The 24,533-nt window shown below is 72.3% G+C and carries 19 protein-coding genes and 1 pseudogene; 8 read left to right on the top strand and 12 right to left on the bottom strand.

Going from position 1 to position 24,533, the window contains the following annotated elements:
* The first annotated feature begins 62 nt into the window (after positions 1 to 62).
* Complete coding sequence (locus ACZ4SW_RS26410) at positions 63 to 1,892, top strand: thioredoxin-like domain-containing protein (RefSeq protein ID WP_468250582.1); 1,830 nt, start codon at positions 63 to 65, stop codon at positions 1,890 to 1,892.
* Positions 1,893 to 2,417: 525 nt separating this feature from the next.
* Here ACZ4SW_RS26410 and ACZ4SW_RS26405 read toward each other — a convergent pair.
* From ACZ4SW_RS26405 to ACZ4SW_RS26395, 3 genes are all read right to left on the bottom strand, one after another.
* Positions 2,418 to 2,654 carry a DUF6458 family protein gene (locus ACZ4SW_RS26405; protein WP_468250580.1) on the bottom strand — a complete coding sequence of 79 codons (237 nt, stop codon included), beginning with the start codon at positions 2,652 to 2,654 and terminating at the stop codon, positions 2,418 to 2,420.
* Between the two features lie 123 nt (positions 2,655 to 2,777).
* Positions 2,778 to 4,076 carry a M18 family aminopeptidase gene (locus tag ACZ4SW_RS26400; RefSeq protein WP_468250578.1) on the bottom strand — a complete coding sequence of 433 codons (1,299 nt, stop codon included), beginning with the start codon at positions 4,074 to 4,076 and terminating at the stop codon, positions 2,778 to 2,780.
* Between the two features lie 79 nt (positions 4,077 to 4,155).
* The gene (locus tag ACZ4SW_RS26395; RefSeq protein WP_468250788.1) at positions 4,156 to 5,982 is read right to left on the bottom strand and encodes an acyl-CoA dehydrogenase; all 1,827 of its coding nucleotides are present in this window, start codon (positions 5,980 to 5,982) and stop codon (positions 4,156 to 4,158) included.
* A gap of 143 nt (positions 5,983 to 6,125) precedes the next feature.
* Between ACZ4SW_RS26395 and ACZ4SW_RS26390 the strand changes: the two genes are divergently transcribed.
* From ACZ4SW_RS26390 to ACZ4SW_RS26380, 3 genes are all read left to right on the top strand, one after another.
* Positions 6,126 to 6,617, top strand: a complete 492-nt coding sequence (locus ACZ4SW_RS26390) for an SseB family protein (RefSeq protein ID WP_468250577.1) — start codon at positions 6,126 to 6,128, stop codon at positions 6,615 to 6,617.
* 142 nt (positions 6,618 to 6,759) lie between these two features.
* Positions 6,760 to 7,740 (top strand): pirin family protein, encoded by a 981-nt coding sequence (locus tag ACZ4SW_RS26385; protein ID WP_468250575.1) that lies wholly within the window; start codon positions 6,760 to 6,762, stop codon positions 7,738 to 7,740.
* A gap of 80 nt (positions 7,741 to 7,820) precedes the next feature.
* Complete coding sequence (locus ACZ4SW_RS26380; RefSeq protein WP_468250573.1) at positions 7,821 to 8,879, top strand: AI-2E family transporter; 1,059 nt, start codon at positions 7,821 to 7,823, stop codon at positions 8,877 to 8,879.
* A gap of 113 nt (positions 8,880 to 8,992) precedes the next feature.
* Here the strand turns inward: ACZ4SW_RS26380 and ACZ4SW_RS26375 are convergent, their stop codons facing one another.
* Positions 8,993 to 11,137, bottom strand: a complete 2,145-nt coding sequence (locus ACZ4SW_RS26375) for an ATP-binding SpoIIE family protein phosphatase (RefSeq protein ID WP_468250571.1) — start codon at positions 11,135 to 11,137, stop codon at positions 8,993 to 8,995.
* 219 nt (positions 11,138 to 11,356) lie between these two features.
* Between ACZ4SW_RS26375 and aspS the strand changes: the two genes are divergently transcribed.
* Entirely contained in the window at positions 11,357 to 13,120 is a 1,764-nt protein-coding gene (gene aspS, locus ACZ4SW_RS26370) for an aspartate--tRNA ligase (protein WP_468250569.1), read from the top strand.
* A 184-nt stretch (positions 13,121 to 13,304) separates the two neighbouring features.
* A pseudogene (locus ACZ4SW_RS26365) lies at positions 13,305 to 13,634 on the top strand (hypothetical protein); the annotation flags it as partial.
* Between the two features lie 227 nt (positions 13,635 to 13,861).
* Here the strand turns inward: ACZ4SW_RS26365 and metG are convergent.
* The 4 genes from metG to ACZ4SW_RS26345 all read right to left on the bottom strand — a co-directional run bounded on the left by metG (position 13,862) and on the right by ACZ4SW_RS26345 (position 19,243).
* Positions 13,862 to 15,577, bottom strand: coding sequence for a methionine--tRNA ligase (metG, locus tag ACZ4SW_RS26360; protein ID WP_468250567.1), 1,716 nt, complete (start codon positions 15,575 to 15,577; stop codon positions 13,862 to 13,864).
* 162 nt (positions 15,578 to 15,739) lie between these two features.
* Positions 15,740 to 17,527 carry a VWA domain-containing protein gene (locus tag ACZ4SW_RS26355; RefSeq protein ID WP_468250565.1) on the bottom strand — a complete coding sequence of 596 codons (1,788 nt, stop codon included), beginning with the start codon at positions 17,525 to 17,527 and terminating at the stop codon, positions 15,740 to 15,742.
* A gap of 415 nt (positions 17,528 to 17,942) precedes the next feature.
* Positions 17,943 to 18,362: a DUF7144 family membrane protein gene (locus ACZ4SW_RS26350; protein WP_468250786.1), complete on the bottom strand. Its 420-nt coding sequence runs from the start codon at positions 18,360 to 18,362 to the stop codon at positions 17,943 to 17,945.
* A gap of 101 nt (positions 18,363 to 18,463) precedes the next feature.
* Entirely contained in the window at positions 18,464 to 19,243 is a 780-nt protein-coding gene (locus ACZ4SW_RS26345; RefSeq protein WP_468250563.1) for an alpha/beta fold hydrolase, read from the bottom strand.
* 90 nt (positions 19,244 to 19,333) lie between these two features.
* Between ACZ4SW_RS26345 and ACZ4SW_RS26340 the strand changes: the two genes are divergently transcribed.
* Positions 19,334 to 20,674 (top strand): aminotransferase-like domain-containing protein, encoded by a 1,341-nt coding sequence (locus tag ACZ4SW_RS26340; protein WP_468250561.1) that lies wholly within the window; start codon positions 19,334 to 19,336, stop codon positions 20,672 to 20,674.
* Between the two features lie 48 nt (positions 20,675 to 20,722).
* On the opposite strand, the gene ACZ4SW_RS26335 is transcribed toward ACZ4SW_RS26340, so the two are convergent.
* Both ACZ4SW_RS26335 and ACZ4SW_RS26330 read right to left on the bottom strand, forming a co-directional pair.
* Positions 20,723 to 21,628: a hypothetical protein gene (locus tag ACZ4SW_RS26335; protein ID WP_468250559.1), complete on the bottom strand. Its 906-nt coding sequence runs from the start codon at positions 21,626 to 21,628 to the stop codon at positions 20,723 to 20,725.
* 247 nt (positions 21,629 to 21,875) lie between these two features.
* A complete protein-coding gene (locus ACZ4SW_RS26330) occupies positions 21,876 to 22,346 on the bottom strand; it encodes a hypothetical protein (protein WP_468250557.1) in 471 nt (156 codons plus the stop codon).
* A gap of 356 nt (positions 22,347 to 22,702) precedes the next feature.
* Here ACZ4SW_RS26330 and ACZ4SW_RS26325 point away from each other — a divergent pair, with 356 nt between their 5' ends.
* On the top strand, positions 22,703 to 23,962 hold the full coding sequence (locus ACZ4SW_RS26325) for a hypothetical protein (RefSeq protein ID WP_468250555.1): 1,260 nt from the start codon (positions 22,703 to 22,705) through the stop codon (positions 23,960 to 23,962).
* On the opposite strand, the gene fdxA is transcribed toward ACZ4SW_RS26325, so the two are convergent.
* A complete protein-coding gene (gene fdxA, locus ACZ4SW_RS26320; RefSeq protein WP_468250553.1) occupies positions 23,882 to 24,202 on the bottom strand; it encodes a ferredoxin in 321 nt (106 codons plus the stop codon). The two genes, ACZ4SW_RS26325 and fdxA, sit on opposite strands and share 81 nt — an antisense overlap.
* Positions 24,203 to 24,227: 25 nt before the next feature.
* The gene (locus ACZ4SW_RS26315) at positions 24,228 to 24,422 is read right to left on the bottom strand and encodes an acyl-CoA carboxylase epsilon subunit (RefSeq protein ID WP_468250551.1); all 195 of its coding nucleotides are present in this window, start codon (positions 24,420 to 24,422) and stop codon (positions 24,228 to 24,230) included.
* Between the last annotated feature and the right edge of the window lie 111 nt (positions 24,423 to 24,533).

Raw genomic sequence — 24,533 nt, 5'->3', positions numbered from 1 at the left:
TTTCGTAATCAAGTTGTCCACAGGCTCCGCGGCACGGCGAGCGCGGATGGCACCCTTGACCCATGAACGACTCCCCTTCGCGTCGCGTCCGTGTCCGTGCCCCCGAGCTGATCGGCAAGGGTGGCTGGCTGAACACGGGCGGAGAGCAGTACAGCCTCGCCGACCTGCGAGGACGTATCGTCATCCTCGACTTCTGGACGTTCTGCTGCATCAACTGCCTCCACGTCCTGGACGAGCTTCGCGAGCTGGAGGAGAAGCACCGCGACACCGTGGTGATCATCGGCGTGCACTCCCCGAAGTTCGTCCACGAGGCGGAGCACCAGGCGGTGGTGGACGCGGTCGAGCGGTACGGGGTGGAGCACCCGGTCCTCGACGACCCGGAGCTCGCCACCTGGAAGCAGTACGCGGTCCGCGCCTGGCCCACGCTGGTGGTCATCGACCCCGAGGGGTACGTGGTCGCCCAGCACGCGGGCGAGGGGCACGCCCATGCGATAGAGCGGCTTGTGGAGGAGCTGGAGGAGGAGCACGCGGCCAAGGGCACGCTGCGCCGCGGGGACGGCCCGTACGTGGCACCGGAGCCCGAGCCGACGACCCTCCGCTTCCCCGGCAAGGCGCTGCTGCTGCCGTCCGGGAACTTCCTGGTCAGCGACACCACCCGGCACCAGTTGGTGGAGCTGGCGGCGGACGGCGAGACGGTGGTGCGGCGCATCGGCTCCGGTGTGCGGGGCTTCGCGGACGGCTCGGCTCCGGAGGCGAGCTTCAGCGAGCCGCAGGGCCTGGCGCTGCTGGACGAGGGAGCGGTGGTCGTCGCGGACACCGTGAACCACGCGCTGCGCCGCCTGGACCTGGCGACCGGCGAGGTCGGCACGCTGGCCGGCACCGGCAGGCAGTGGTGGCAGGGCTCGCCGACGTCCGGGCCGGCCCGCGAGGTGGACCTCTCCTCCCCGTGGGACGTCGCGGTGTTCGGCGGCCGGGTGTGGATCGCCATGGCGGGCGTGCACCAGCTCTGGACGTACGACCCCGCCACGGCCACGGTCGCGGTGGCGGCGGGTACCACGAACGAGGGGCTGGTGGACGGTCCGGGTGCCGAGGCCTGGTTCGCGCAGCCGTCGGGGCTCGCGGTGTCGGTGGACGGGGAGCGGCTGTGGCTGGCGGACTCCGAGACGAGCGCCCTGCGCTGGGTGGACCGGGAGGGCGCGGTGCACACGGCGGTCGGCACGGGCCTGTTCGACTTCGGGCACCGGGACGGCGCGGCGGACCAGGCGCTGTTCCAGCACCCGCTGGGGGTGACCGCGCTGCCGGACGGCTCGGTGGCGGTCAGCGACACCTACAACCACGCGCTGCGGCGCTACGACCCGGCGACGGGTGAGGTGAGCACGCTGGCGACGGATCTGCGGGAGCCGTCGGACGCGGTGCTCGTCGGGGAGGACATCGTGGTCGTGGAGTCGGCCCGGCACCGGCTGACCCGGCTGCGGCTGCCGGAGGAGGCGGTACAGGTCGCGGCGGTCGCGCACCGCACGCAGCGCGCGGCGACCGAGGTGGCGCCCGGAGTCCTCCGGCTGGACGTGATCTTCCAGGCCCCGGCCGGTCAGAAGCTGGACACCCGCTACGGGCCGTCGACCCGCCTGCTGGTCTCCTCGACGCCGCCGGAGCTGCTGCTGAAGGGCGAGGGCGCGGACACGGACCTCGCGCGGGAGCTGGAGCTGAACCCGGCGGTGTCCGAGGGTGTCCTGCACGTCTCGGCGATGGCGGCGTCCTGCGACGACGACCCGGCGAACGAGTACCCGGCGTGCCATGTCCACCAGCAGGACTGGGGCGTCCCGGTCCGTCTCACCGAGGGCGGGGCGGACCGGCTGCCGCTGGTCCTGGCGGGGATGGACGACAGCCGGTAGGCGGGGCGCCCGGGGAGGGGTCGGCGGCGGCGCGGGCGCGTGCCGTCGCCGCCGATCAGCCCCGACAGGCGGACGGCCCGGACCTCGCGCAGCACCCGGGCGCGGAACATGGTGCCGGTTCCGGTGAGCACCTGGGCCTTGCCGCCGGTGCGCTCCGGTTCCCAGGCGTAGCGGTGGAACTCCATGCGCTGGAGCAGACCGAGGAATCCACCGCCGGGTTCGCCGTAGAAGACGCCGCCGACCGCGCCCACCTTGCGGTTGAAGGTGGCCATGGCGGTCTCGTTGAACCAGGGGTTGAGGACCGTGTCCGCGTCCTGGACGAGCAGCAGGTCGCGGTCGTCGAGGTGGGGAAGCAGCCAGTCGACGACAAGATGACTCGGACAACGGAATGCTCAAGGTTGTCAGCCGTCGTCCCAAGACCGCCGCAACGTCCCTTACGGGCAGCCCGTCCCACCCGGCCTTTACGGGCCGGCCAGGTCTTACCAGCCGCCCTGCCTCTCTACGGCCCCTGCATGCCTTGCTGCTCTACACGCCGTATCCGTCGCCGCGGTGGTGGTGGTTCTCCTCGACGACGGTCGTCGGGGGCGGTACGACGACCCGCCTGCGGCGGTAGATGCCGCTGAAGGTGGTCACCCCTATCAGCCCGACGATCATGAGTATGACGCCGACCAAGTGGATGTTGACGCCTTGCATGTGCCAGTCGGTCGCAAACGCGAGGATGGCCCCCACGGCGATCAGGATGATGCATCCACCCAGGCCCATGAGTCCTGCCCTCCCTGTGGGTCCGGTCCTTCCGGCCCCGCAACCGGGTACCCGGGACATGGAGGGGCATGCCGTGGGGATCGGCGTTCGGACGGTATGCCGGACGGCCGGCGGGCCGGAGCGTCAGCCCTCCAGGAACGCCGTCAGGGCGTTGGCCAGGAGGTAGGGGTCCTTGGCGCCGCACAGTTCGCGGGCGCTGTGCATCGACAGGATGGCCGCGCCGATGTCGACCGTCTTGATGCCGTGGCGGGCCGCGGTGATCGGGCCGATCGTGGTGCCGCAGGGCATCGCGTTGTTCGAGACGAACGACTGGAACGGGACGCCCGCCCGCTCGCAGGCCGCGGCGAACAGCGCGCGGCCCGAACCGTCGGTGGCGTAGCGGTTGTTGACGTTGACCTTGAGGATCGGCCCGCCGTCGGCGCGCGGGTGGTGCGTCGGGTCGTGCCGCTCCGCGTAGTTCGGGTGGACGGCGTGCCCGGTGTCGGAGGACAGGCAGACCGTGCCGGCGAACGCCCGCGCCCGGTCCTCGTAGGAGCCGCCCCGGGCGAACACCGAGCGCTCCAGGACCGATCCGAGCAGCGGGCCGTCGGCTCCGGTGTCCGACTGGGAGCCGTTCTCCTCGTGGTCGAAGGCCGCGAGCACCGGGATGTACGAGAGGGCGGTGTCGGAGGCGGCGACGGCCGCCAGCGCCGCGGTGCCGGCGTGCACCGAGAGCAGGTTGTCCATGCGCGGGCCCGCCACCAGCTCCTGGTCGCGGCCCAGATAGGCGGGCGGCTCCACCGAGTGGGTCATCAGGTCCCAGCCGGTCACCTCACCGGCGGCGATCCCCAGTTCGTGCTCCAGGAAGGCGATCAGGTCGCCGTCGCGCACGTCGTCGCCCAGGCCCCACACGGGCTGCAGGTGGCGCTGTTTGTCGAGCTTCAGGCCCTCGCTCGAGACCGAGCGGTCCAGGTGGATGGCGAGCTGCGGCACGCGCAGCAGTGGTCTGTCGATGTTCACCAGGCGCGTGGAGCCGTCGCGCAGGGACAGCCGGCCGGCCAGCCCCAGGTCGCGGTCGAGCCAGGAGTTGAGCAGGGGGCCGCCGTAGATCTCCACCGCGATCTGCCGCCAGCCGTGCGCGCCGCTGTCCGGCCGCGGCTTCACCCGCAGGTTGGGCGAGTCGGTGTGCGCGCCGACGATCCGGAACGGCGTGTGCGGATCGGCGCCCTCGGGGACGTACCAGGCGATGAGGGCGCCGCCGCGCAGGACGTACCTGCCACCGCTCGTGCCGTCCCAGGCGTCCGTCTCGGCGACCTGCCGGAAGCCGGCCTTCTCCAGTCGTTCGGCGGCGTTCGCGACGGCGTGGTACGGCGACGGGCTCGCCGCCAGGAAGGACATGAGGTCGTCGGTGTGGCCGCGGTCGAAGCGCGCACTTGTGCTCATGGGTTCACCTTAACGACGGAGGAGGGCCCGCTCCCGGCGATGGGGAACGGGCCCTCGTAAGGGGTGTGTGGAGGTGGTCCTAGAACGCGGCCTCGTCCAGCTCCATGATGTCCAGGTCCACGCCCTCGGCGACCTTGCGGGCCAGGGTCACACCGGGCAGGACGGTGGCCGCGAAGAACTTCGCCGCCGCGATCTTGCCCTGGTAGAACGCCTTGTCCTTGGCCGACGCGTTCGGCAGCTTCTCGGCGGCGACCGCCGCGCCCTTCAGCAGCAGGTAGCCGACGACCACGTCACCGGAGGCCATCAGCAGGCGGGTGGTGTTCAGGCCCACCTTGTAGATGTTCTTGACGTCCTGCTCGGTGGCCGCGAGGTCGTTCAGCATCAGGCCGACGACGGCCTCCAGCTCCACGGCCGCCTTGGCGAGGTGGTCGCGGGCCGCGGCCAGCTCCTCGCCGCCCTCGCCCACCGCCAGGAACTTCTTGATCTCCTCGGCGAGGGAGTTCAGCGCGGCGCCCTGGTTGCGGACGATCTTCCGGAAGAAGAAGTCCTGGCCCTGGATCGCGGTGGTGCCCTCGTACAGGGTGTCGATCTTGGCGTCGCGGATGTACTGCTCGATCGGGTACTCCTGCAGGAAGCCGGAGCCGCCGAAGGTCTGCAGCGACTGGGCGAGCTGCTCGTAGCCCTTCTCGGAGCCGTAGCCCTTGACGATCGGCAGGAGCAGGTCGTTCAGCGCGTGCTCCGCCGACGCGTCCTCGCCGTTCGCCTCCTTGACGGCGATCGCGTCCTGGATCGAGGCGGTGTACATCACCAGCGCGCGCATGCCCTCCGCGTACGCCTTCTGCGTCATCAGCGAGCGGCGCACGTCCGGGTGGTGGGTGATGGTGACCTTGGGCGCGGTCTTGTCCATGAAGTTCGCCAGGTCCGGGCCCTGGACGCGCTCCTTGGCGTACTCCAGCGCGTTCAGGTAGCCGGTGGAGAGCGTGGAGATCGCCTTCGTGCCGACCATCATGCGGGCGAACTCGATGATGCGGAACATCTGGCGGATGCCGTCGTGCTTGTCGCCGATCAGCCAGCCCTTGGCGGGGTGCTTGTCGCCGAACGTCATCTCGCACGTGTTGGAGGCCTTCAGGCCCATCTTGTGCTCGACGTTCGTGGCGTAGACGCCGTTGCGCTCGCCCAGCTCGCCGGTCTCGAAGTCGAACAGGTACTTCGGGACGAGGAAGAGGGACAGGCCCTTGGTGCCGGGGCCGGCGCCCTCGGGGCGGGCGAGGACGTAGTGGAGGATGTTCTCCTCCATGTCGTGCTCACCGGAGGTGATGAAGCGCTTCACGCCCTCGATGTGCCAGGAGCCGTCCTCCTGCTGGACGGCCTTGGTGCGGCCGGCGCCCACGTCCGAGCCGGCGTCCGGCTCGGTGAGGACCATCGTGGAGCCCCAGCGCTTCTCGACGGCTATCTTCGCGATCTCCTTCTGGACCTCGGTGCCCTCCTCGAAGAGGATGCGGGCGAACGCAGGTCCGGAGGAGTACATCCAGATCGCCGGGTTGGCGCCGAGGATCAGCTCCGCGTAGGCCCAGATCAGGGACGGCGGGGCGGTGGTGCCGCCGATCTCCTCGGGCAGGCCGAGGCGCCAGTACTCGGAGTCCATGAAGGCCTGGTAGCTCTTCTTGAAGGACGCCGGGACCGGGGCGGTGTTGGTCTCGGGGTCGAAGACGGGCGGGTTGCGGTCGGCGTCCGCGAAGGACTCCGCCAGCTCGTTCTCCGACAGGCGGGTGAGCTCCTCGAGGATGCTCTTGGCGGTGTCCGTGTCCATCTCCGCGAACGGGCCGGTGCCGTACAGCTTGTCGCGCCCGAGCACCTCGAAGAGGTTGAACTCGATGTCGCGGAGATTCGACTTGTAGTGCCCCATGGCGACGGCTCCGTAGAGGGATCGGCGAGGCACTCTCTCCTCGCAACTGGTTCAGCTACCAACAAGTAGCTCCGATGATGCTACCCGTCGGTAATAAGAAGCAACCCCTCACGGCCCATATGTGGCCCATTACTCTTTGGGGCATGTACGGCTACCAGAACGCGGGTGCTCAGCAGCAGTACGCCTCGCCGCAGCAGCAGATGCCCGGGCAGCAGATGCCGGGCGGGCAGATGCCCGGCGGATACGGCCAGCAGCCCCCGCTGTACCCCGAGCCGTCGCCGCCGTCGCTCGCGGACGCGGTCCGCGCGTTCACCACGGGGTCGATGTCCGCCGAGGACTTCCAGCAGATCTTCGCCACGTCCAAGGTGTACTGCCCGCGCGGCGACAACCCCGGCTTCCTGGCGCTGCACAACACGCAGCAGCCGGTCATCCCGATGTTCACCTCGCTGAAGGAGCTGCGGCGGTACGCGGGCAAGGAGTCCAAGTACTTCGTGATCACCGGCTCGGAGGTGATCGACCTGCTGCCGACCGGCTACGGCTTCGTCCTGGACATGGAGGGCGAGCACCGGATGGTCTTCGATGCGAAGGCGGTGGAACAGATGGTCGAGTTCGCGATGCGCCGCATGTACGGCTGAGGTCGTCGTTCGGCCGCCGGCCGGTTGCGGCCGGCCGAGCCCACGCCGCGAGCCCGGAGGGAATGCCTTCCGGGCTTTCTGTGTTTCGGGGTGGCAGAAAGTTCAACAGTCAACTAAACTCGAAGCACAAGGAGGTACCGACATGCCCGCAGTGACCGTCGAGAACCCGCTGACCCTTCCCCGTGTGGTCGCGCCCGCCGACGCGGTGGCCCGTCCCGTCCTGGGTGTCACGACCGCGCCCAGCGGCTTCGAGGGCGAGGGCTTCCCGGTCCGCCGCGCCTTCGCCGGGATCCACTACCGCCACCTCGACCCGTTCATCATGATGGACCAGATGGGTGAGGTGGAGTACGCGCCCGGCGAGCCCAAGGGAACCCCCTGGCACCCCCACCGCGGCTTCGAGACCGTGACCTACATCATCGACGGCGTCTTCGACCACCAGGACTCGCACGGTGGTGGCGGCACCATCACCAACGGCGACACCCAGTGGATGACCGCCGGTTCGGGCCTGCTCCACATCGAGGCCCCGCCGGAGCACCTGGTCATGTCCGGCGGCCTCTTCCACGGCCTGCAGCTCTGGGTGAACCTCCCGGCCAAGGACAAGATGATGGCCCCGCGCTACCAGGACATCCGCGGTGGCCAGGTCCAGTTGCTGACCTCCCCGGACGGCGGTGCGCTGCTGCGCGTCATCGCCGGTGAGCTGGACGGCCACGCCGGTCCCGGCATCACCCACACCCCGATCACGATGATCCACGCGACGCTCGCGCCGGGCGCGGAGATCACCCTGCCCTGGCGGGAGGACTTCAACGGCCTGGCGTACGTCCTGGCGGGTCGCGGCGCGGTCGGCACCGAGCGGCGTCCGATCCACCTCGGCCAGACCGCGGTCTTCGGCGCGGGCGGCTCGCTGACCGTCCGCGCGGACGAGAAGCAGGACTCCCACACCCCGGACCTGGAGGTCGTGCTCCTCGGCGGCCGGCCGATCCGCGAGCCGATGGCGCACTACGGGCCGTTCGTGATGAACACCCGCGAGGAGCTCCAGCAGGCCTTCGAGGACTTCCAGAAGGGGCGCCTCGGGACCATCCCGGCCGTGCACGGGATGACCGAGAGCGGACCGCAGGGTTCCTGACCCGCCGGCACCTGACGCGGCGTCACCCGGGCGGGCCGTCCGCACAGGACAGCCCGCCCGTGGCGTGATCGGCTGGAGATGTGCAGCTCCTCCCCGACCCCGTCCGCCGCCTCGCCGCCTGGTGCGCGGTGTTCCTGCTGGTCTCCGGGGTCGTCTGGATCGTGATCCGGCTGTGCGGCCAGTTCCGTACGGCCGTCGTGCCGGTCCTGCTGGCGCTGCTCGGGAGCGCGCTGCTCGGCCCGCTGCACCGGTGGCTGGTGCGGGTGGGCGTGCACCGGTCGCTCGCGGCCGGGATCACGTGCGTCGCCGTCCTGGCCGTGGTCGGCGGGGCGGTGTACGTCGTCGCCTCCGCGCTCGTCGACACCGGCGACCAGATCATCGCCTCCCTCGAACGGGCCGGGAAGTCGCTCGCGCGGCGCTTCGGGGCGGCCGGCACCTCGCTCGAGGACCTGGCCTCCCACTCCAGGGAACTGCTCGCCAGGTTCGGCCAGACCGCCGCCCGCAACGTGATCAGCGGGGTCAGCGTCGTCAGCGAGACCATCGCCATGGGCGTCCTGGCCCTGCTGCTCGTCTTCTTCTTCCTGCGCGACTCCCACCGGGCCGCCGACACGCTGCGCTCGATGGCCACACCCGGCACCGCCGACACCGTCGAAGCCGTGGCCCGGCGCGCCTACGAGGCCGTCGAGGGCTTCATGCGGGGTACGACGATCATCGCGCTCATCGACGCCCTCTGCATCACCGTGGGGCTGCTGGTGCTGCGGGTGCCCGGGGCGATCGGCCTCGGCGCGCTCGTCTTCGTCGGGGCGTACATCCCCTACCTCGGCGCCTTCCTCTCCGGCGCGGTCGCCGTCCTGGTCGCCCTCGCCGACCGCGGCTTCGTGATCGCGCTGTGGGCGCTCGGTGTGGTCGTCGCGGTGCAGTTGCTGGAGGGGCACGTGCTGCAGCCGGTCATCCAGAGCCGGACCGTGCAGATGCACCCGGCGGCGGTGCTGCTGGCGATCACCGCGGGGGCGTCGGTGGCCGGGGTCCTGGGGATGCTGCTGGCCGTGCCGCTGACGGCGGCGGCGTCCGGCGTGGCGCACGAGCTGCGGACGCGGTACGGACACGCCCCGGAGGCTCGCCGGGACCGGGACGACTAGGGCAGGCAGCGCGCGCGGTACCCGTGCGGACCGCCACGGGACCGCGGGACCGTACGCCCGTCTCCGTACGCCCGTCTCCGTACGCCCGCCCCCGCACGCCCGTCCCCATACGTCTACGGATCCGCGTCCTCCTTCACCGGCTCCTCCAGCTCGAACCAGATGCTCTTGCCCTCGCCGCGCGGATCGACGCCCCAGGCGTCCGCGAGGAGTTCCATGAGGACCAGGCCGCGTCCCGAGGAGGCCAGTTCGCCGGGGTGGCGCCTGTGCGGGAGGTCGTCGCTGGTGTCCGTGACCTCCACCCGGACCCGGCGCCCGGGCCGGCCGCCCAGGTCGTCGACGCCGCCCGAGATCTCGGCGACCAGCAGCGCGTCCCCGTCGGTGTGCACCAGGACGTTGGTGAGCAGCTCGGAGGCCAGGAGCACCGCCGAGTCGATCTCCTCCGCGGAGTGCCAGTCGTGCAGCAGTTCGCGCAACTGCTGCCGGGCGCCCGCGATCCGCTCGGGTTCGGCCTGCGCGATCGTCAGCGCCGTACGCCGCACCACCGGCCGCACGGGGGTGACCGTGCCGCCGCAGGTGCCCACCTCGCTCACCCGGCACAGCAGCACCACGGCGATGTCGTCCTCGCGCCGGTCGGTCAGCGGCCCGGTGGCGTAGTGCGAGGAGGGCCCGTGCACGGCCTGGACCAGCGCGTCGGCGAGCTCCTCCATGTCACCGTCGTGCTCCTCGAGGATGCGCCGGATCCGCCGCCAGCCGGTGTCCAGGTCGTGCCCGCCGGTCTCGATCAGGCCGTCCGTGCAGATCAGCATGGTCTCGCCGGGTTCGAGGACGAGCCGGGTGGTCGGGTAGTCCGCGTCCGGGTCGATGCCGAGCGGCAGTCCGCCCGAGGTGGGCCGCATCAGCACGGTGCGGTCGGTGGTGCGGATCGCGGGGTCCGGGTGGCCCGCGCGGGCGATCTCCAGCGTCCCGGTCGCCGGGTCCACCTCCACGTAGAGGCAGGTCGCGAAGCGCAGGTCGGCGCCGTCCTCGCCGTAGGTCATGCCGTGCAGGAAGCGGGAGGCGCGGGAGAGGACCGCGTCCGGGCGGTGGCCCTCGGCGGCGTAGGCGCGCAGGGCTATCCGGAGCTGGCCCATCAGGCCCGCGGCGCGCACGTCGTGGCCCTGGACGTCGCCGATGGTCAGCGCGAACCGGCCGCCGGGGAGCTGGATCATGTCGTACCAGTCGCCGCCGACCTGGAGCCCGCCGCCGGTCGGTATGTAGCGCGCGGCCACGGTCATGCCGGGTATCTGCGGGCCCAGGGTGGGCATCATCGAGCGCTGCAGCCCGTCCGTCAGCTCCCGCTCCGTCTCGGCGGCGCCCGCGCGGGTGAGGGCCTGGGCGAGCATGCGGGCGACCGTGGTGAGCACCGAACGCTCGTCGGGCGTGAAGGCGACCGGGTGCTTGAACGCCGCCATCCAGGCGCCCATCGTGCGTCCCGCGACGGTGAGCGGCAGGAACGCCCACGACTGGCGGCCGAACTGCGCGGCGAGCGGCCAGGACGCGGGGTAGCGGCCCTTGTACTCCTCCGGTGAGGACATGTACACGGCGCGGCCGGTGCGGACGACCTCGGCGGCCGGGTAGTCCGTCTCCAGCGACATCTGGGTGAAGGGGGCCTCGTCGCCCGGCTTGTGCCCGTGGTGGCCGATGACGGTCAGCCGGTCGCCCTCCACCCCGAAGACGGCGAGCCCGTCGGGGGAGAACCCGGGCATCGACAGCCCGGCCGCGACCCGCAGCACCTCCTCCGTGGACCGTGCCTCGGCCAGCGCGCGCCCCGCGTCCAGCAGGAACGCCTCGCGGGAACGGCGCCAGTCGCCGATGACGGGGGCGCGGGTGGTGGCGCCGGGGACCGGCTCGGTGACCTCCTGGAGGGTGCCGACCAGCTTGTACTCGCCGGTGCGCGTGTCGAGCGACGGCTTGGAGCGGCTGCGGACGATACGGACGACACGGTTGTGCTCGTCCATGATCCGCATGCGGACCTCGGCGATGGTGCCCTCGGCGAGGGCGAGCTGGACGACCCCGTCGACCTCGTTCCAGTCGACCGGGTGGAACCGGGCGCGCATCTGGGCCTCGGTGAGCGTGGTCGGCTCCGCGGGCAGCCCGACGAGCCGCGCGGCCTCGGCATCCAGGGTGACGAGCCCGGCGGCGGCGTCGTAGCGCCACATGCCGGTCGCGAGGTCGGACAGGACCTCCCCCACGGCGGGCAGGGGCTCACCAGTGCGCATTGCCCCACTGTAAGAAGAGGGGATCGGGAGGTGCCACCGAAAGTTTGGAAAAGCCGATCTTGGGCCGGTTCGGGGTGATCTCTGTGCCCCGGAAGAATCGGGGCGAGGCGATCTTGGGGCGGCCGGTACGCTTGATGGGTCCGGGCCGTGCCCGCCCGGAGGCGCCGGGGCGAGCGGCCCCGGTCGGACCCCGATCCTGCGAAGACTGGATGAACGACGATGCACCGGTACAGGTCCCACACCTGCGGCGAGCTCCGCGCCTCTGACGTCGGCAAGGACGTCCGGCTGAGCGGCTGGCTGCACAATCGGCGCGACCTGGGCGGCATCCTCTTCATCGATCTGCGGGACCACTACGGCATCACGCAGCTCGTCGCCCGCCCGGGCACGGCGTCGTACGAGGCCCTGGACAAGCTCTCCAAGGAGACGGTCGTCCGCGTCGACGGCAAGGTCGTCTCCCGTGGCACGGAGAACGTGAACCCGGACCTGCCGACCGGTGAGATCGAGATCGAGGTCGGCGAGGTCGAGGTGCTGGGCGCGGCCGCCCCGCTCCCCTTCACGATCAACACCGAGGACGGGGTCAACGAGGAGCGGCGCCTGGAGTACCGCTTCCTGGACCTGCGCCGCGAGCGCATGCACCGCAACATCATGCTGCGCACGGCCGTGATCTCGGCGATCCGCCACAAGATGGCGGCGATGGGCTTCAACGAGATGGCGACGCCGATCCTGACGGCGACCTCCCCCGAGGGCGCCCGCGACTTCGTGGTCCCCTCCCGCCTGAACCCGGGCAAGTTCTACGCCCTGCCGCAGGCCCCGCAGCAGTTCAAGCAGCTCCTGATGATCTCCGGCTTCGACCGCTACTTCCAGATCGCGCCCTGCTTCCGTGACGAGGACGCGCGCGCGGACCGTTCGCCGGGCGAGTTCTACCAGCTCGACGTGGAGATGTCCTTCGTCGAGCAGGAGGACGTGTTCCAGCCGATCGAGAAGCTGATGACGGAGATCTTCGAGGAGTTCGGGGACGGCCGGCACGTCACTTCCCCGTTCCCGCGGATCCCGTTCCGCGAGGCGATGCTGAAGTACGGCTCGGACAAGCCGGACCTGCGCGCCCAGCTCGAGCTGGTCGACATCACCGACATCTTCGAGGGCTCGGAGTTCAAGGCGTTCGCGGGCAAGCACGTGCGCGCGCTGCCGGTGCCGTCCGTGCAGGACCAGCCCCGCAAGTTCTTCGACCAGCTCGGCGAGTACGCGGTGGAGCAGGGCGCCAAGGGCCTGGCGTGGGTGCGGGTCGGCGAGGACGGCTCGCTGTCGGGTCCGATCGCGAAGTTCCTGACCGAGGACGACGTCGCCGAGCTGACCAAGCGGCTGTCGCTGTCGGCCGGCCACGCGGTGTTCTTCGGCGCGGGCGAGTTCGACGAGGTCTCCAAGATCATGGGCGCGGTCCGGGTGGAGGCCGCCAAGCGGGCCGGCCACTTCGAGGAGGGCGTCTTCCGCTTCTGCTGGATCGTCGACTTCCCGATGTTCGAGAAGGACGAGGACACCGGGAAGATCGACTTCTCCCACAACCCCTTCTCGATGCCCCAGGGCGGCATGGAGGCCCTCGAGACCCAGGACCCGCTGGACATCCTGGCCTGGCAGTACGACATCGTCTGCAACGGCGTGGAGCTGTCCTCGGGCGCGATCCGGAACCACGAGCCGGACATCATGCTCAAGGCCTTCGGTATCGCGGGCTACGACGAGGAGACGGTGGAGCGCGAGTTCGCCGGCATGCTCCGCGCGTTCCGCTTCGGCGCCCCGCCGCACGGCGGCATCGCCCCGGGCATCGACCGCATCGTGATGCTCCTGGCGGACGAGCCGAACATCCGCGAGACGATCGCGTTCCCGCTCAACGGCAACGCCCAGGACCTGATGATGGGCGCGCCGACGGAGCTGGACGAGGCGCGGCTGAGGGAACTGCACATCGCGGTGCGCAAGCCGCAGGCGAAGTAGGCGACGCGCGAGGGCGGCCCGGAACCGACGGTCGGTTCCGGGCCACTTTCGCATGGAGAGGCCCGGCCGGTTCGTCATCCGGTTCCGGGCCTCTGCTGTGAGGGGCGTGTCGCGTGACCTCGGTGCGGCGTACGGCGTTGATCACGTCGTACGGCAAGGAGAGCGGATGGTCAGCTCGTCGCACGAGGCATACGGCTGCGAGCCGGTGCTGATCGTCATCACACAGAACAGTGCCACGGCAGCCTGGGCGGCCGAGCCCATCCATCGCGGTCTCCCTGGCCGTCCTTCGATGACGGTACGGCCGTTGGGCCCGCACAACGTGCCGCTGATCGCGGACGCGCGGGAGGCCGAGCGGGACGTACCCCTCGCGGTGCCCTCGGCGATGACACATGGCAAGGGGCCGAGGGTCGCGGCCATACTGGAATCCCTGGTAGCCGCTTTGCGCACCATCGACGCCGAGAGCGCGGCGGCCTTCGTGCAGTTCGTCGACTCATGCCTGGACGACTCCCGGGCGTGGTTTCCGTCGCCGCCGTGGCGGCCGGCGGGCCCGGTGCCGGCGCGCTCGTGATGAACGCGAACGCCGGTGGCGTCGACCTCGCCCACCAGGTGCTGCCCGCCGAGGACGGCTGGGCGGCCTCCGGTTCCGGCACCACCGGCGCCGGGGTTCTCTCCCAGGGGTGCGGAAAGAGCGGGGCCCGGAAGCCTCCCGGCTCCCGGGCCCTGATCACCGTGCGGGCGCGGCTACTCCGACTCGCCGCCGAACCGCTCCTTGTACGCGGCCAGGTCCTCGTCCGTCAGCTTGGCGAACAGGACCGGCGGGACCGTGAAGGGGGTGCCCGGGGCGACGGCGGTGAGGGACTTGGCCTCCTCCTGCGTGACCCAGGTCGCCGTGTCGTCCTTCAGGCCGAAGGCCGTGCGCATGGCCGCCGAGGACGTCGGGATGAACGGCTCGGAGACCACCGCGTACAGGTGGATCAGGTTCATCGCCGTGCGCAGGGTGAGGGCCGCGCCCTCCTTGTTCGTCTTGATCTCCAGCCAGGGGGCCTTCTCCTCGAGGTAGGAGTTGCCGGCCGACCACAGGGCGCGCAGCGCGGCCGCCGCCTTGCGGAACTGGATGGCCTCCATGTGCTCCTCGTACTCCGCGAGCAGGCGGGCGATCTCCGCGCCCAGCTTGGCCTCGGCCTCGCCCGGCTCGCCGCCCTCGGGGACCGCGTCGCCGAAGCGCTTGCGGGAGAAGGAGAGCACGCGGTTGACGAAGTTGCCCAGCGTGTCGGCGAGGTCCTTGTTCACCGTGGCCGTGAAGTGCTCCCAGGTGAAGGAGGAGTCGTCCGACTCGGGCGCGTTCGCCATCATGAAGTAGCGCCAGTAGTCGGCGGGCAGGATCTCCAGCGCGTCGTGCGTGAAGACGCCGCGCTTCTGCGAGGTGGAGAACTTGCCGCCGTAGTAGTTGAGCCAGTTGAAGGCCTTGATGACGTCGACCTTCTTCCACGGCGCGCGGGTGCCCAGCAGGGTGGCCGGGAACATCACGCTGTGGAAGGGCACGTTGTCCTTGCCCATGAACTGGGTGTAGTGGACGTCGGCGTCCGACTCCCACCACCAGGAGCGCCAGTCGCGGTGCTCCGGGTCCTGGTCCGCCCACTCCTTGGTGGCGCCGATGTACTCGATCGGGGCGTCGAACCACACGTAGAAGACCTTGCCCTCGGCGGCCAGGTCCGGCCAGGTGTCGGCGGGGACCGGGACGCCCCAGTCGAGGTCACGGGTGATCGCGCGGTCGTGCAGGCCCTCGGTGAGCCACTTGCGGGCGATGGAGGAGGCGAGGACCGGCCAGTTGTCGGCGCGCTCGTCCACCCAGGCCTCGACCTCGTCGGCCAGGGCCGACTGCAGGAGGAAGAGGTGCTTGGTCTCGCGGACCTCCAGGTCGCTGCTGCCGCTGATCGCCGAACGCGGGTCGATCAGGTCGGTCGGGTCCAGGACCCGGGTGCAGTTCTCGCACTGGTCGCCGCGGGCCTTGTCGTAGCCGCAGTGCGGGCAGGTGCCGATGATGTACCGGTCCGGCAGGAAGCGGCCGTCGGCGTTCGAGTACACCTGGCGGATGGCCCGCTCCTCGATGAAGCCGTTCGCCTTCAGCTCGCGGGCGATCTCCTGGGTGATCTCGCGGTTCTGCAGGGACGAGCTGCGGCCGAAGTAGTCGAACGCCAGGTTGAAGCCGTCGTAGACCGCCTTCTGGGCGTCGTGGGCCTGGGCGCAGAACTCGTCCACCGGGAGGCCCTGCTCCTTGGCGGCCAGCTCGGCCGGGGTGCCGTGCTCGTCCGTCGCGCAGATGTACAGGACCTCGTGTCCGCGCTGGCGGAGGTAACGGGAGTACACGTCGGCCGGGAGCATGGACCCCACCATGTTGCCCAGGTGCTTGATCCCGTTGATGTACGGAAGGGCGCTGGTGATGAGGTGTCGAGCCATCGCGGGCTGCTCCCAGGTCGGTACGTGGGGTGACGGCCGCCGGTTCTCGGGCCGGCTGAGCGTCGTCTGCGAACCTTGAAATCGTAGCCGACACGGGTACGCCGCCCGCTTCCCGTTTTGCGAGGCGAGAAGCGGGCGGCGTCCGAGGGGGCGGGTGGGGTGTTACGGGCGCCAGTTCGCCAGTACGCCCTCGTAGACCTCGGCGTCCGTGAGCTCGCGCGGCGTTTCGCCGGCCAGGAAGTGCGACGTGGTGTCCGTCTTGAGCTTGCGGAGGTAGTCGAAGGCCTTGTTCTCCGGGTCGCCGAAGGCGACGAAGGAGAAGAAGAGGTGGGGGTGGCTCTTCGCGGCGTCGGTCAGGGACTGGGTGGCTGGGGTCTTCGCGTCGGGGGCGCCGTCCGTCTGGAAGATCACCAGGGCGGGGAGGGCGGGGTCCTCGGACTTGTCGTGGTGCGCGATCACCGCTTCCACGGCCGCGTGGTAGCTGGTGCGGCCCATACGGCCGAGGGAGGCGTGGAGGGTGTCGATCTTGTTCTCGTGGTCGGCGAGGGTGAGCTCGCCGGTGCCGTCCAGTTCGGTGGAGAAGAAGACGACGGGGACCGTGGCCTCGGGGTCGAGGTGGGCCGCGAGGGCGAGGGCCTGCTCGCCGAGGGCCTGCGCGGAGCCGTCCTTGTAGTACGGGCGCATGGAGGCGGAGCGGTCGAGCACGAGGTAGACCTTGGCCCGGGTGCCGGTGAGGCCGTGGTTCTCGAGGACGGTGGCGGCGGCCTTGTAGGCGGTTCGGAGGCCGGGGGCGACGGCCTCCGCCTCGGTGGCGGGGCCCGCCTCGGCTTCGCCTTCGGCGGGGGTGCCCCCGTCGGCCGCGGGCGACTCCCTCGGGGCTTCCTCGCCGTCGACGGTTACCGGGTCGTCGGCGGGGGCCGGTTCCGGGGCCTCGGCCGTCGGCTCCGGCTCCGCCGTCACCTCGGCGGCGGGGGCCTCCGGCTCGGGCTCGGGCCCGGGCGCCGTCTCGGTTTCCGGCTCGCGGTTCTCCTCCTCGGCGGTCGCCTCGCTCTCACCCTCCGTGCGCTCAGGCTCGGCGGCGACCTCCTCCACCGGTTCGGCGGCGACCTGGCGGGCGGGCTCCGCGGGGGCGTCCGTCTCGGTCGCCACCTCGGCCTCCGGCTCGGACCGGTCGTCCGGCTCGGCCTTCGCCTCCGGCTCGGCCTCGGCCTCGGCGTGCGGTTCGGGCTCGGGCTGGGCGGCGGAGTGCGGTTCGGCCTCGGGCTGCGGCTCGGTCTCGACCTGCGGCTCCGCCTCGGTCTCACCCTTCGCCTCTGGCTCGGGTGCCGTCTCGGGCTGGGCCTCGGTCTCCTGCTCGGCTTCGGGCGTCGTTTCGGCCTCGGCCTCGGCCTCGGCCTCGGCCTCGGCCTCGGCCTGCGGCTCAGGCGCCGGCTCGGCCTCCGTCTCAGGCTGGGCGTCGGCCTCCGGCTCGGTTTCGGGTGCCGTCTCGGCGGTGGGCTCCGCCGGGGCCTCCGGCTCGGGCTGGGCGTCGCTCTGCGGCTCGGCCTCAGGCTCGGGGCGGGCATCGGCCTGCGACTGCGGCTCGGCGGTGGGCTCCGCCGTGGGCTCCGGCTCGGGTGCCGTCTCGGCATCGGGCTTCGTCCGGGCCGTCGGCGGCTCGTCCCTGGACGTCGGCTGCCTCGGCACCGTCACGTTGTCGAACGCCGCCGCCACCAGTTCGTGCTCGTCCGTACGGCCCGTCGACTGCGTCGGCACCGCGGGTTCGGTGGACGTCGACTGCGTCGGCACCGCGGGTTCCGTGGACGTCGACTGCGTCGGCACCGCGGGTTCCCCGGCCGTCGACTGGGCCGGGACCGTCGGCTCCTGTGGCTCCCGCGTGGGCTCCTCCTCGGCGGAGCGACCCTTGCGTGAGCGGCCGAACGCGTTCCGCAGGAGAGTGAGAATGCCCATGTGCGCAACCCTTCGCGTGAGTTGATGCCCGTCAATCCCTGGCCAGGACGGACACGTAAGGTTAGCGGCCAAAGGCGGCGATCCTGGGTAGCGTCCGAACATCGGAACCGCCGCCTGTCAATACCGCGATTCCGCCGTTACACATCCTCGGGGGCGGGACGGCTCGGTTCACGCGGCACGCCACGTCCGCCGTCTCTCAACCCCCGTACGGTTCCATCCGGTTCACCGACGGTTCGGCGCTCGGCGCTGCTCCCGCACACCCGATCGCCCTGACGTCACGCCCACGCCAAGGATTCGTCCGGGGAGAGCAAAGTGCGGAAGCCCCCGGGCACGGGAGTGGCGCCGTCGGTGCCGAGGGACAGGCACACGACGACGCCCACTGGTCCTGCGGTGCGGGGGCGGTGCTGCGGGGGAGCTACGGGACCCGTTCCGTGCGCGGTGCCGTGACCAGGGACCAGATCACGAAGCCGCCGATCGCGATGGCGATGATGGACCAGAGCGGGGCGTACGGCAGGAACATGAAGTAGAGGATCATGTAGAGGGCCGCCAGGCCCACGCCCACCCGGCGCGCCCACTCCATGCCCTGCAGGACGCCCCACCCCGTGACCGCCAGCAGCGCGCCGACGACCAGGTGGATCCAGCCCCATGTGGCGAGGCTGAACTGGTACACGTAGTTGCCGACGCGGACGTAGACGTTGTTCGTGGCGATGCCGGCGATGCCGTTCAGCACGCCGACGATGCCGCCGACCGCCATCAGGACCCCGGCGAACGCCATGCCGCCGGTGGCCCATGCCGTCTGCCTGGCGTGCGTGGTGGATGCGGTGTGCTGGACCATGGGGGTCGCCTCCTCGGGACGGGCCTTCTCCCGCAGGTTCACCCCATGGAGGGTGCCCCGCAGGGTGATCCGGTCCGAACGGGTGAGCCCGGGGCCCCGCGTCAAGGATCGAGCCGCTCCAGGAACTCCCCGAGCGCCTTGTTGAACTCCTCCGGCCGCTCCAGGTTCGGCAGGTGCGCGGCGCCCGCCACGACGTGCAGCGTGGCGTCGGGCAGTGCCGCGTGCAGGGCCTGCGCGTCGGTGACCGGCGTGTACGTGTCGTCCTCGCCGACCACCACCAGGGCCGGCACCGTGACGCGGGTGAGCAGCTCGCGGTAGTCGGGCCGCTCCGCGCGGCCGCGCAGGGCCGCCGCCGCGCCCTCGGGGGACGTCGCCGTCATCATGCGGTGGACGTGCGCCTTCACGTCGGCGTCCGCGTAGGGCGCGACCATCCGGTGCAGCACCTCGTCGGCGTACCCCTGCATGCCCTCGCGCAGCAGCTTGTCCGCCATGGCGTGGCGGCCCCGCCTGCCCTCCTCGGTCTCCGCCGCCGCGAAGGTGTCCGCGAGGACCAGCCCGGCGATCCGCTCCGGGAAACGGGACCAGCACTCCATGACGATCTGGCCGCCCATGGACAGCCCGCCGAGCACGCAACGGTCCACGCCCAGGTCGTCGAGGAGCGCCGCGATGTCGTCGGCGAACGTCCCGAGCGGGGTGATCCCGGGGACGACCGGCGAGGCGCCGTAGCCGCGCAGGTCGGGGGCGATCACACGGCGGGTGCGTGCGAACTCCGTCTGCTGCGGGGACCACATCGTGCGGTCGAAGGGGTGGCCGTGGACCAGGACGAGCGGCAGCCGACCGGTATCGGTGCCTCTGTCCTCGTATGCGAGGAAGGGTGCCATGCCCATGACCCTAGGTGTGGCCCACTCCTCGGTGCAATAAGATCTTTGCGCTCGGTGCAATCCCGAACGGCCCGCGGGCGAGGGGGAATCGTGGACGACTACCGGCGGATCGCCGACCGCATCGCCGCGGACATCGCCTCCGGCCGGCTGCGGCCCGGTCAACGGCTGCCGCCGCAGCGGGCGTTCGCGCGGCGGCGCGGTATCGCGGCGTCGACGGCGGGGCGGGTGTACGGCGAACTCGTACGGCGCGGGCTGGTGGTGGGCGAGGTCGGGCGGGGCACCTTCGTCCGGGCCTCACCGGTGCCGACGGGCCGCGCGCTGGCCGAACCGTCGAGCGGTGCGGCGGTCAACCTGGAGCTCAACTACCCCGTCGCACCCGGCCAGTCGGAGCTGCTCGCCGCCGGGCTCGCGTCGCTGCTGCGGCCCGACGTCCTCGCCGAGGCGACCCGCACCGCGCCCGCCGCGGGGACACCCGCCGCGCGCGAGGCCGCCGCGACGCTCCTCGCCACCGGGGGCTGGCGCCCGGCCCCGGACCGGGTGCTGTTCGCCGGCAACGCCCGGCAGGCCATCGCGGGCGCCCTCGCCGCCCTGGTCCCGCCCGGGGGCCGCCTCGGCGTGGAGTGGCTGACGTACCCGCTGGTCAAGGAGATCGCGGCGCGCCTGGGCGTGGTGCTGGTGCCGATCGCCACGGACGAGGAGGGCCTGGAACCGGACGCGCTCGCCGCCGCGCACCGCTCCGCGCCGCTGTCCGCGGTCTACGTCCAGCCGGTGCTCCACAACCCCACGTCGGTGACGACGAGCCCGGAGCGAAGGCGTCGACTCGCGGACGTGCTGCGGGACCTGCGGCTTCCGGCCGTCGAGGACCGCATCTGGTCGTTCCTGTGCGGCGAGGACGGCGGCGATCCCCTGGCCGCCTATGCGCCCGAACGCACGTACGTCGTGGACGGACTGTCGAAGCGGGTCGCGCCCGGGCTCACCGTCGGGTTCCTCGTCGTGCCCGAGGGCCGGGCCGAGGACGCGGCGGGGGCGCTGCGCTCGGGCGGGTGGACGGCGGGGCGGTTCGCCCTGGAGGCGGCGGCGCGGTGGATCGGGGACGGGACCGTGTCGCGGCTGGTGGAGGCGAAACGGGCGGACGCGCGGGCGCGGCAGCGGCTGGTCGTCGAGCACCTGGGCGATTTCACCGTGCGGGCCGACCCGCGGGCCTGTTTCGCCTGGTGGCGGTTGCCGCGGCCCTGGCGCGCGGACGTGTTCGCGGCGGCGGCCGCCGAGCGCGGGATCGCGGTGACGCCGGGCCCGGCCTTCGCGGTGGACGGACGCGGCGCGGAGGGAGCCGCCGCGGACTGCGTCAGGCTCGGGCTCGCGACGGTCGCTCCCCGGGAACTGGCGTGGGCTCTCGGGGTGCTCGCCGAGGTGGCGCGTGCGGGTCCGTGAGCCGGGTCCTCACTCGTGGGGCCGGGGGAGGACGTGCCGCCGTGGGGGTCAGGCCTGGACCTGCGACGGCTGTTCCGCCGGAACCGGTGCGGGCTGCTCGGACGCTCGCCGGCGTCGCACGTACCGGCCCGCGAGCCAGGCGGCCCCCGCCACCAGGAGCCCGAGCCCGAACAGCAGCCAGGCGACCAGGCGCAGGGTCTCGGTGAGCGCGTCGTAGACCGCGCCGGCCGCCGGGTGCGACACGTCCGGCGGCAGGTCCGCCAGCGTCATGCGGCGCCCCACCGCGATCGCGATCCCGAGCAGGGCCGCGCCCAGCGCGGTGCCGAGGCCGGTCGCCAGCACCGCCCGGCGGCGGCAGACGGCCACCAGGATGCCGGCCACGGCGAAGACCACGGTGGCGACGGGAAGCCAGAAATCCGCGACTTCGAGCACGTGGAACCCCTTCCGGAGCTTCGTCAGGTCCTGCGACTGCAACAGCGTGATCTCGGTGTGGGCGACGGGGATGCGGCCCGCGAACGGCACATGCTCGTCGGCGAGCTGCCGTTTCATGCTCTCGGTGACGGGGGCGAGGTCGAGGGTGACGGGCCCGTCGCCGCGGTCGTCGTCGTGCAGGGCGCGCATCACGGCGTCGTGCGCGCTGAGGTTCGCGGTGTCCCAGGCGGCGCGGAAGGCCTCCGTGTCCGTGAACGAGCGCACGGCGTCGCGGACGAAGGCGTGCACGGAGCCCCGCAGCGGCGGGCTGACGCGCACGTCGCGCATGATGCCGTCGGTGACGGCGCCGGCGATGGCGTCGCGGACCTCGGTGTCGGAGGCGAGGGGGGCGGTGGTGGCGGCGTAGCGGGCGGCGTCCTCGATGCCGTACTCGGCCCACGCGGCGAGCACGCCGAGCGGCGCGAGCAGACACGCGAGGCCGACCAGCACGGCGGACAGGACGCTGCGAACACGTCGGGACACGTCACCAGACAAGCGCCGGCCCGGGCGGTGCGCGAGCGGACCGCCTGCAAACGGGTGGACCGGGTGGACTGGGTGGACTGGGCGGGCCGGGGGGACCGGGGGGACCGGGTGGACCGGGTGGGCGGGGCGGAGCGACCGGGACGGCAGGGCGGACGGGGCCGGTGGCCGTGGACGGGCGGCGGCCCCGGCGGGTCGGGCCGGTGCGGGCCCGGGCGCCGGGGCCGTGCGGTGACGTCCGGGGGCGGGGTCAGGCGACCCGGCGGCCCCGCCCGTCCTCGTGCGTGTAGTAGCGGTAGAAGTCGATCAGGAACACGGCCAGCCCGACCACGAGCGCCAGGCCCGCCGCGTGCTGCACGCTGACGTTGGCCTGGATGTACAGGAAGCCGAGCGCGATGCCCGTGAACGCCCCCCACATCGCCGCGTGCGCCTCGCGCCGCAGACGCGGGGCCACGTGGAACAGGGCGGAGCACAGCACCGTGAACCCGATCGTGCAGGCGAAGCCGAACACGAGGTTCCAGCCGGTGATGGGGCCGCCCTGACGCCGGTTGGCCGCGGCCCAGTAGCCGTAGACCAGCCCGATGGCGAGGGGCACGGCCAGCCGTGCGAGGCGGTGCACACGCCGGTCGAAGAGGTCCGGCGGCCGATGGGCCGGGACGGGTGCGCGGGAAGTGGTGGCGGGTGGGTACGGGGTCCCCGATGCGGGTGCCGCATGAGCCATGGGAGCACTCCTCTCTCCTCGCCCTGCACACCAGGGCACACCCTGACCGGGGCGGCGGGCAAGTCGGGATGCGAGGTCTTCCGGGGCGTGTTCCGGTGGAGCTCGTGAGGACCGTCCCGTCCGCCCGGCGCGCGACGGCACCCTGCGCCGACGCCGACGCCGACGCCGACGCCGACGCCGACGCCGACGCCGACGCCACGCCGACGCGACCGCGGCCGCCTGGCCGACGGCACGACGGTCCTCGCGGTGCGGCCCCCTCCCGCCCGTGGACCACCGGGCGTTCGCCGGACCACGTCGCCCCTTTGCAGGCGCAGAGGTTACGGTGCTGACGTAGCTGATCGATGGGGGTGGGAACGATGCCCGGAACCGTGCTGCTGCTCGCGGCCTCGCCGGCGGGCAAGGGACGTCTGGTGGACGCGGCCTCCGTGCTTCCGGTGCTCGCGGCCGTCGCCCCGCCGGTGCTGTCCGGCACGGACACGGCGAACGTGGTGGAACTGGCCGACCCGCTGGAGCCGCAGGCCGTCCTCACCCGGCTGCGCGCCGCCGCGGCCGCCCCCGGCCCGCTGACGATGTTCCTCACCGGGCAGCTCCAGCTCGACCGCCGCCAGCACCTGCCGCACCTGGCGCTGGCCCGCACCACCCCGGCCACCGTCCGCTACACCGGCTTCCCCTGGCACTGGTTCCGCGAGGAGCTGCGGCTGCGCCCGCCCGGTGCGACGCACGTGTTCGCGGATCTGCACGCGGACCCGGAGACCTGGCAGCACCTGCGCGGCATCTCGCTGGACTGCGGCCCCGCGGTTCCCCTCTACGGCCGCATCGCCGCACCGCCCCCGCGCCGCTCGGTCGCGGCCCCCGCCTACATGAAGGCCCTCGCGACCCTGCTGCGCAGCGGTCACCGCCCGGACCCGGCCACCCTCCACCACCAGGCGGTGACCCGGGCGTACGCGGACGACGGGACGCGGGGGGACGTACTGGTCGCACCCCACCAGGTGCCGGCACAGCTCCCCGTCCAGAGGAGCCGGCAGCCCGTCCCCGCACCCCCACCGCCCCCGGCCGCGTCCCCCGACCCCCACGCCGCCCTCACCGCCGCCGTCCAGAACGGCAGGCACGCGGAGGCCGCCGCGCTCGCCGCGCAGTGGGAACAGGCCGCGCTGCGGCAGTACGGCTCCGGCTCCCCGGAGGCGCTGCACTGGATGGAGGTCCGCGCCGACCTCGCGATGCTCGCGGGCGACGCGGGCCGTAGCTGTGAGACCTGGCTGACGGTCGCCACCGCCCGCCTCGCGGCCGGCCAGTCGCCGAGCGATCCGGCGGTGGAGGCGGCCGTCGACCGCGCCCACCACCAGTGGGGCCGCATGGGGGACACGGCCCGCGCCCGCGAACTGGGTCCCGCCCTGGCCGAGTTGCGCGAACGGGTACCGGGGCGCCGCGCGGGCGCGCTCCGGCACGTCCGCCGGCACCTGGCGGAACTCGGGCGGTCGCTGCACGTGCCCGGGCAGCCGGGCGTGGGCGGCGGCGTCGCGCCACCCGCTCCCGGCTCAGGAGGCCTGTCGGGGCAGGGCGGCGACGAGGGGATGGTCGCGGCCGACCGGGCCCAGCGCGCTCGCGCCGCCCGGTGAGCCGAGCTCCTCGAAGAACTCGGTGCCCGCCGCGGAGTAGTCCTTCCACTCCTGAGGGGTGTCGCCCTCGTAGAAGATCGCCTCGACCGGGCAGACCGGTTCGCAGGCGCCGCAGTCCACGCATTCGTCCGGGTGGATGTAGAGGGAGCGCCGGCCTTCGTAGATGCAGTCGACCGGGCACTCCTCGATGCACGCCTTGTCCTTGACGTCGACACAGGGCTGGGCGATGACGTAGGTCATGGGCTGAATCCTTCGGTGGGGATGTTCAGGTGCGCCAGCTGTGGGCCGCCGGGAAGCCGGGGGCCCGGTCCGGGCGGCGCCAGCCGGCCTTCGCGCGGCCGGGACGGTCCGGGCCGGTCGCGGCCGGGCGGCCGGCGGAGCGGGCCAGCAGAACGGCCGTGAGGGCGGCGAGTTCCTCCGGCTCGGCGTGGCCGCGTTCGACGCGTACGACGGGATGCATGGGGGCCTCCTCCGTCACTGCGGGGGGTTGCCGTGCTTGCGGGAGGGCAGGTCGGCGTGCTTGGCGTGCAGCATCGCCAGGGACCTGATCAGGACCTCGCGGGTCTCGGCC

This window comes from Streptomyces sp. NPDC028331, assembly GCF_055565775.1.
This window is presented reverse-complemented; position numbering and strand designations above follow the sequence as displayed.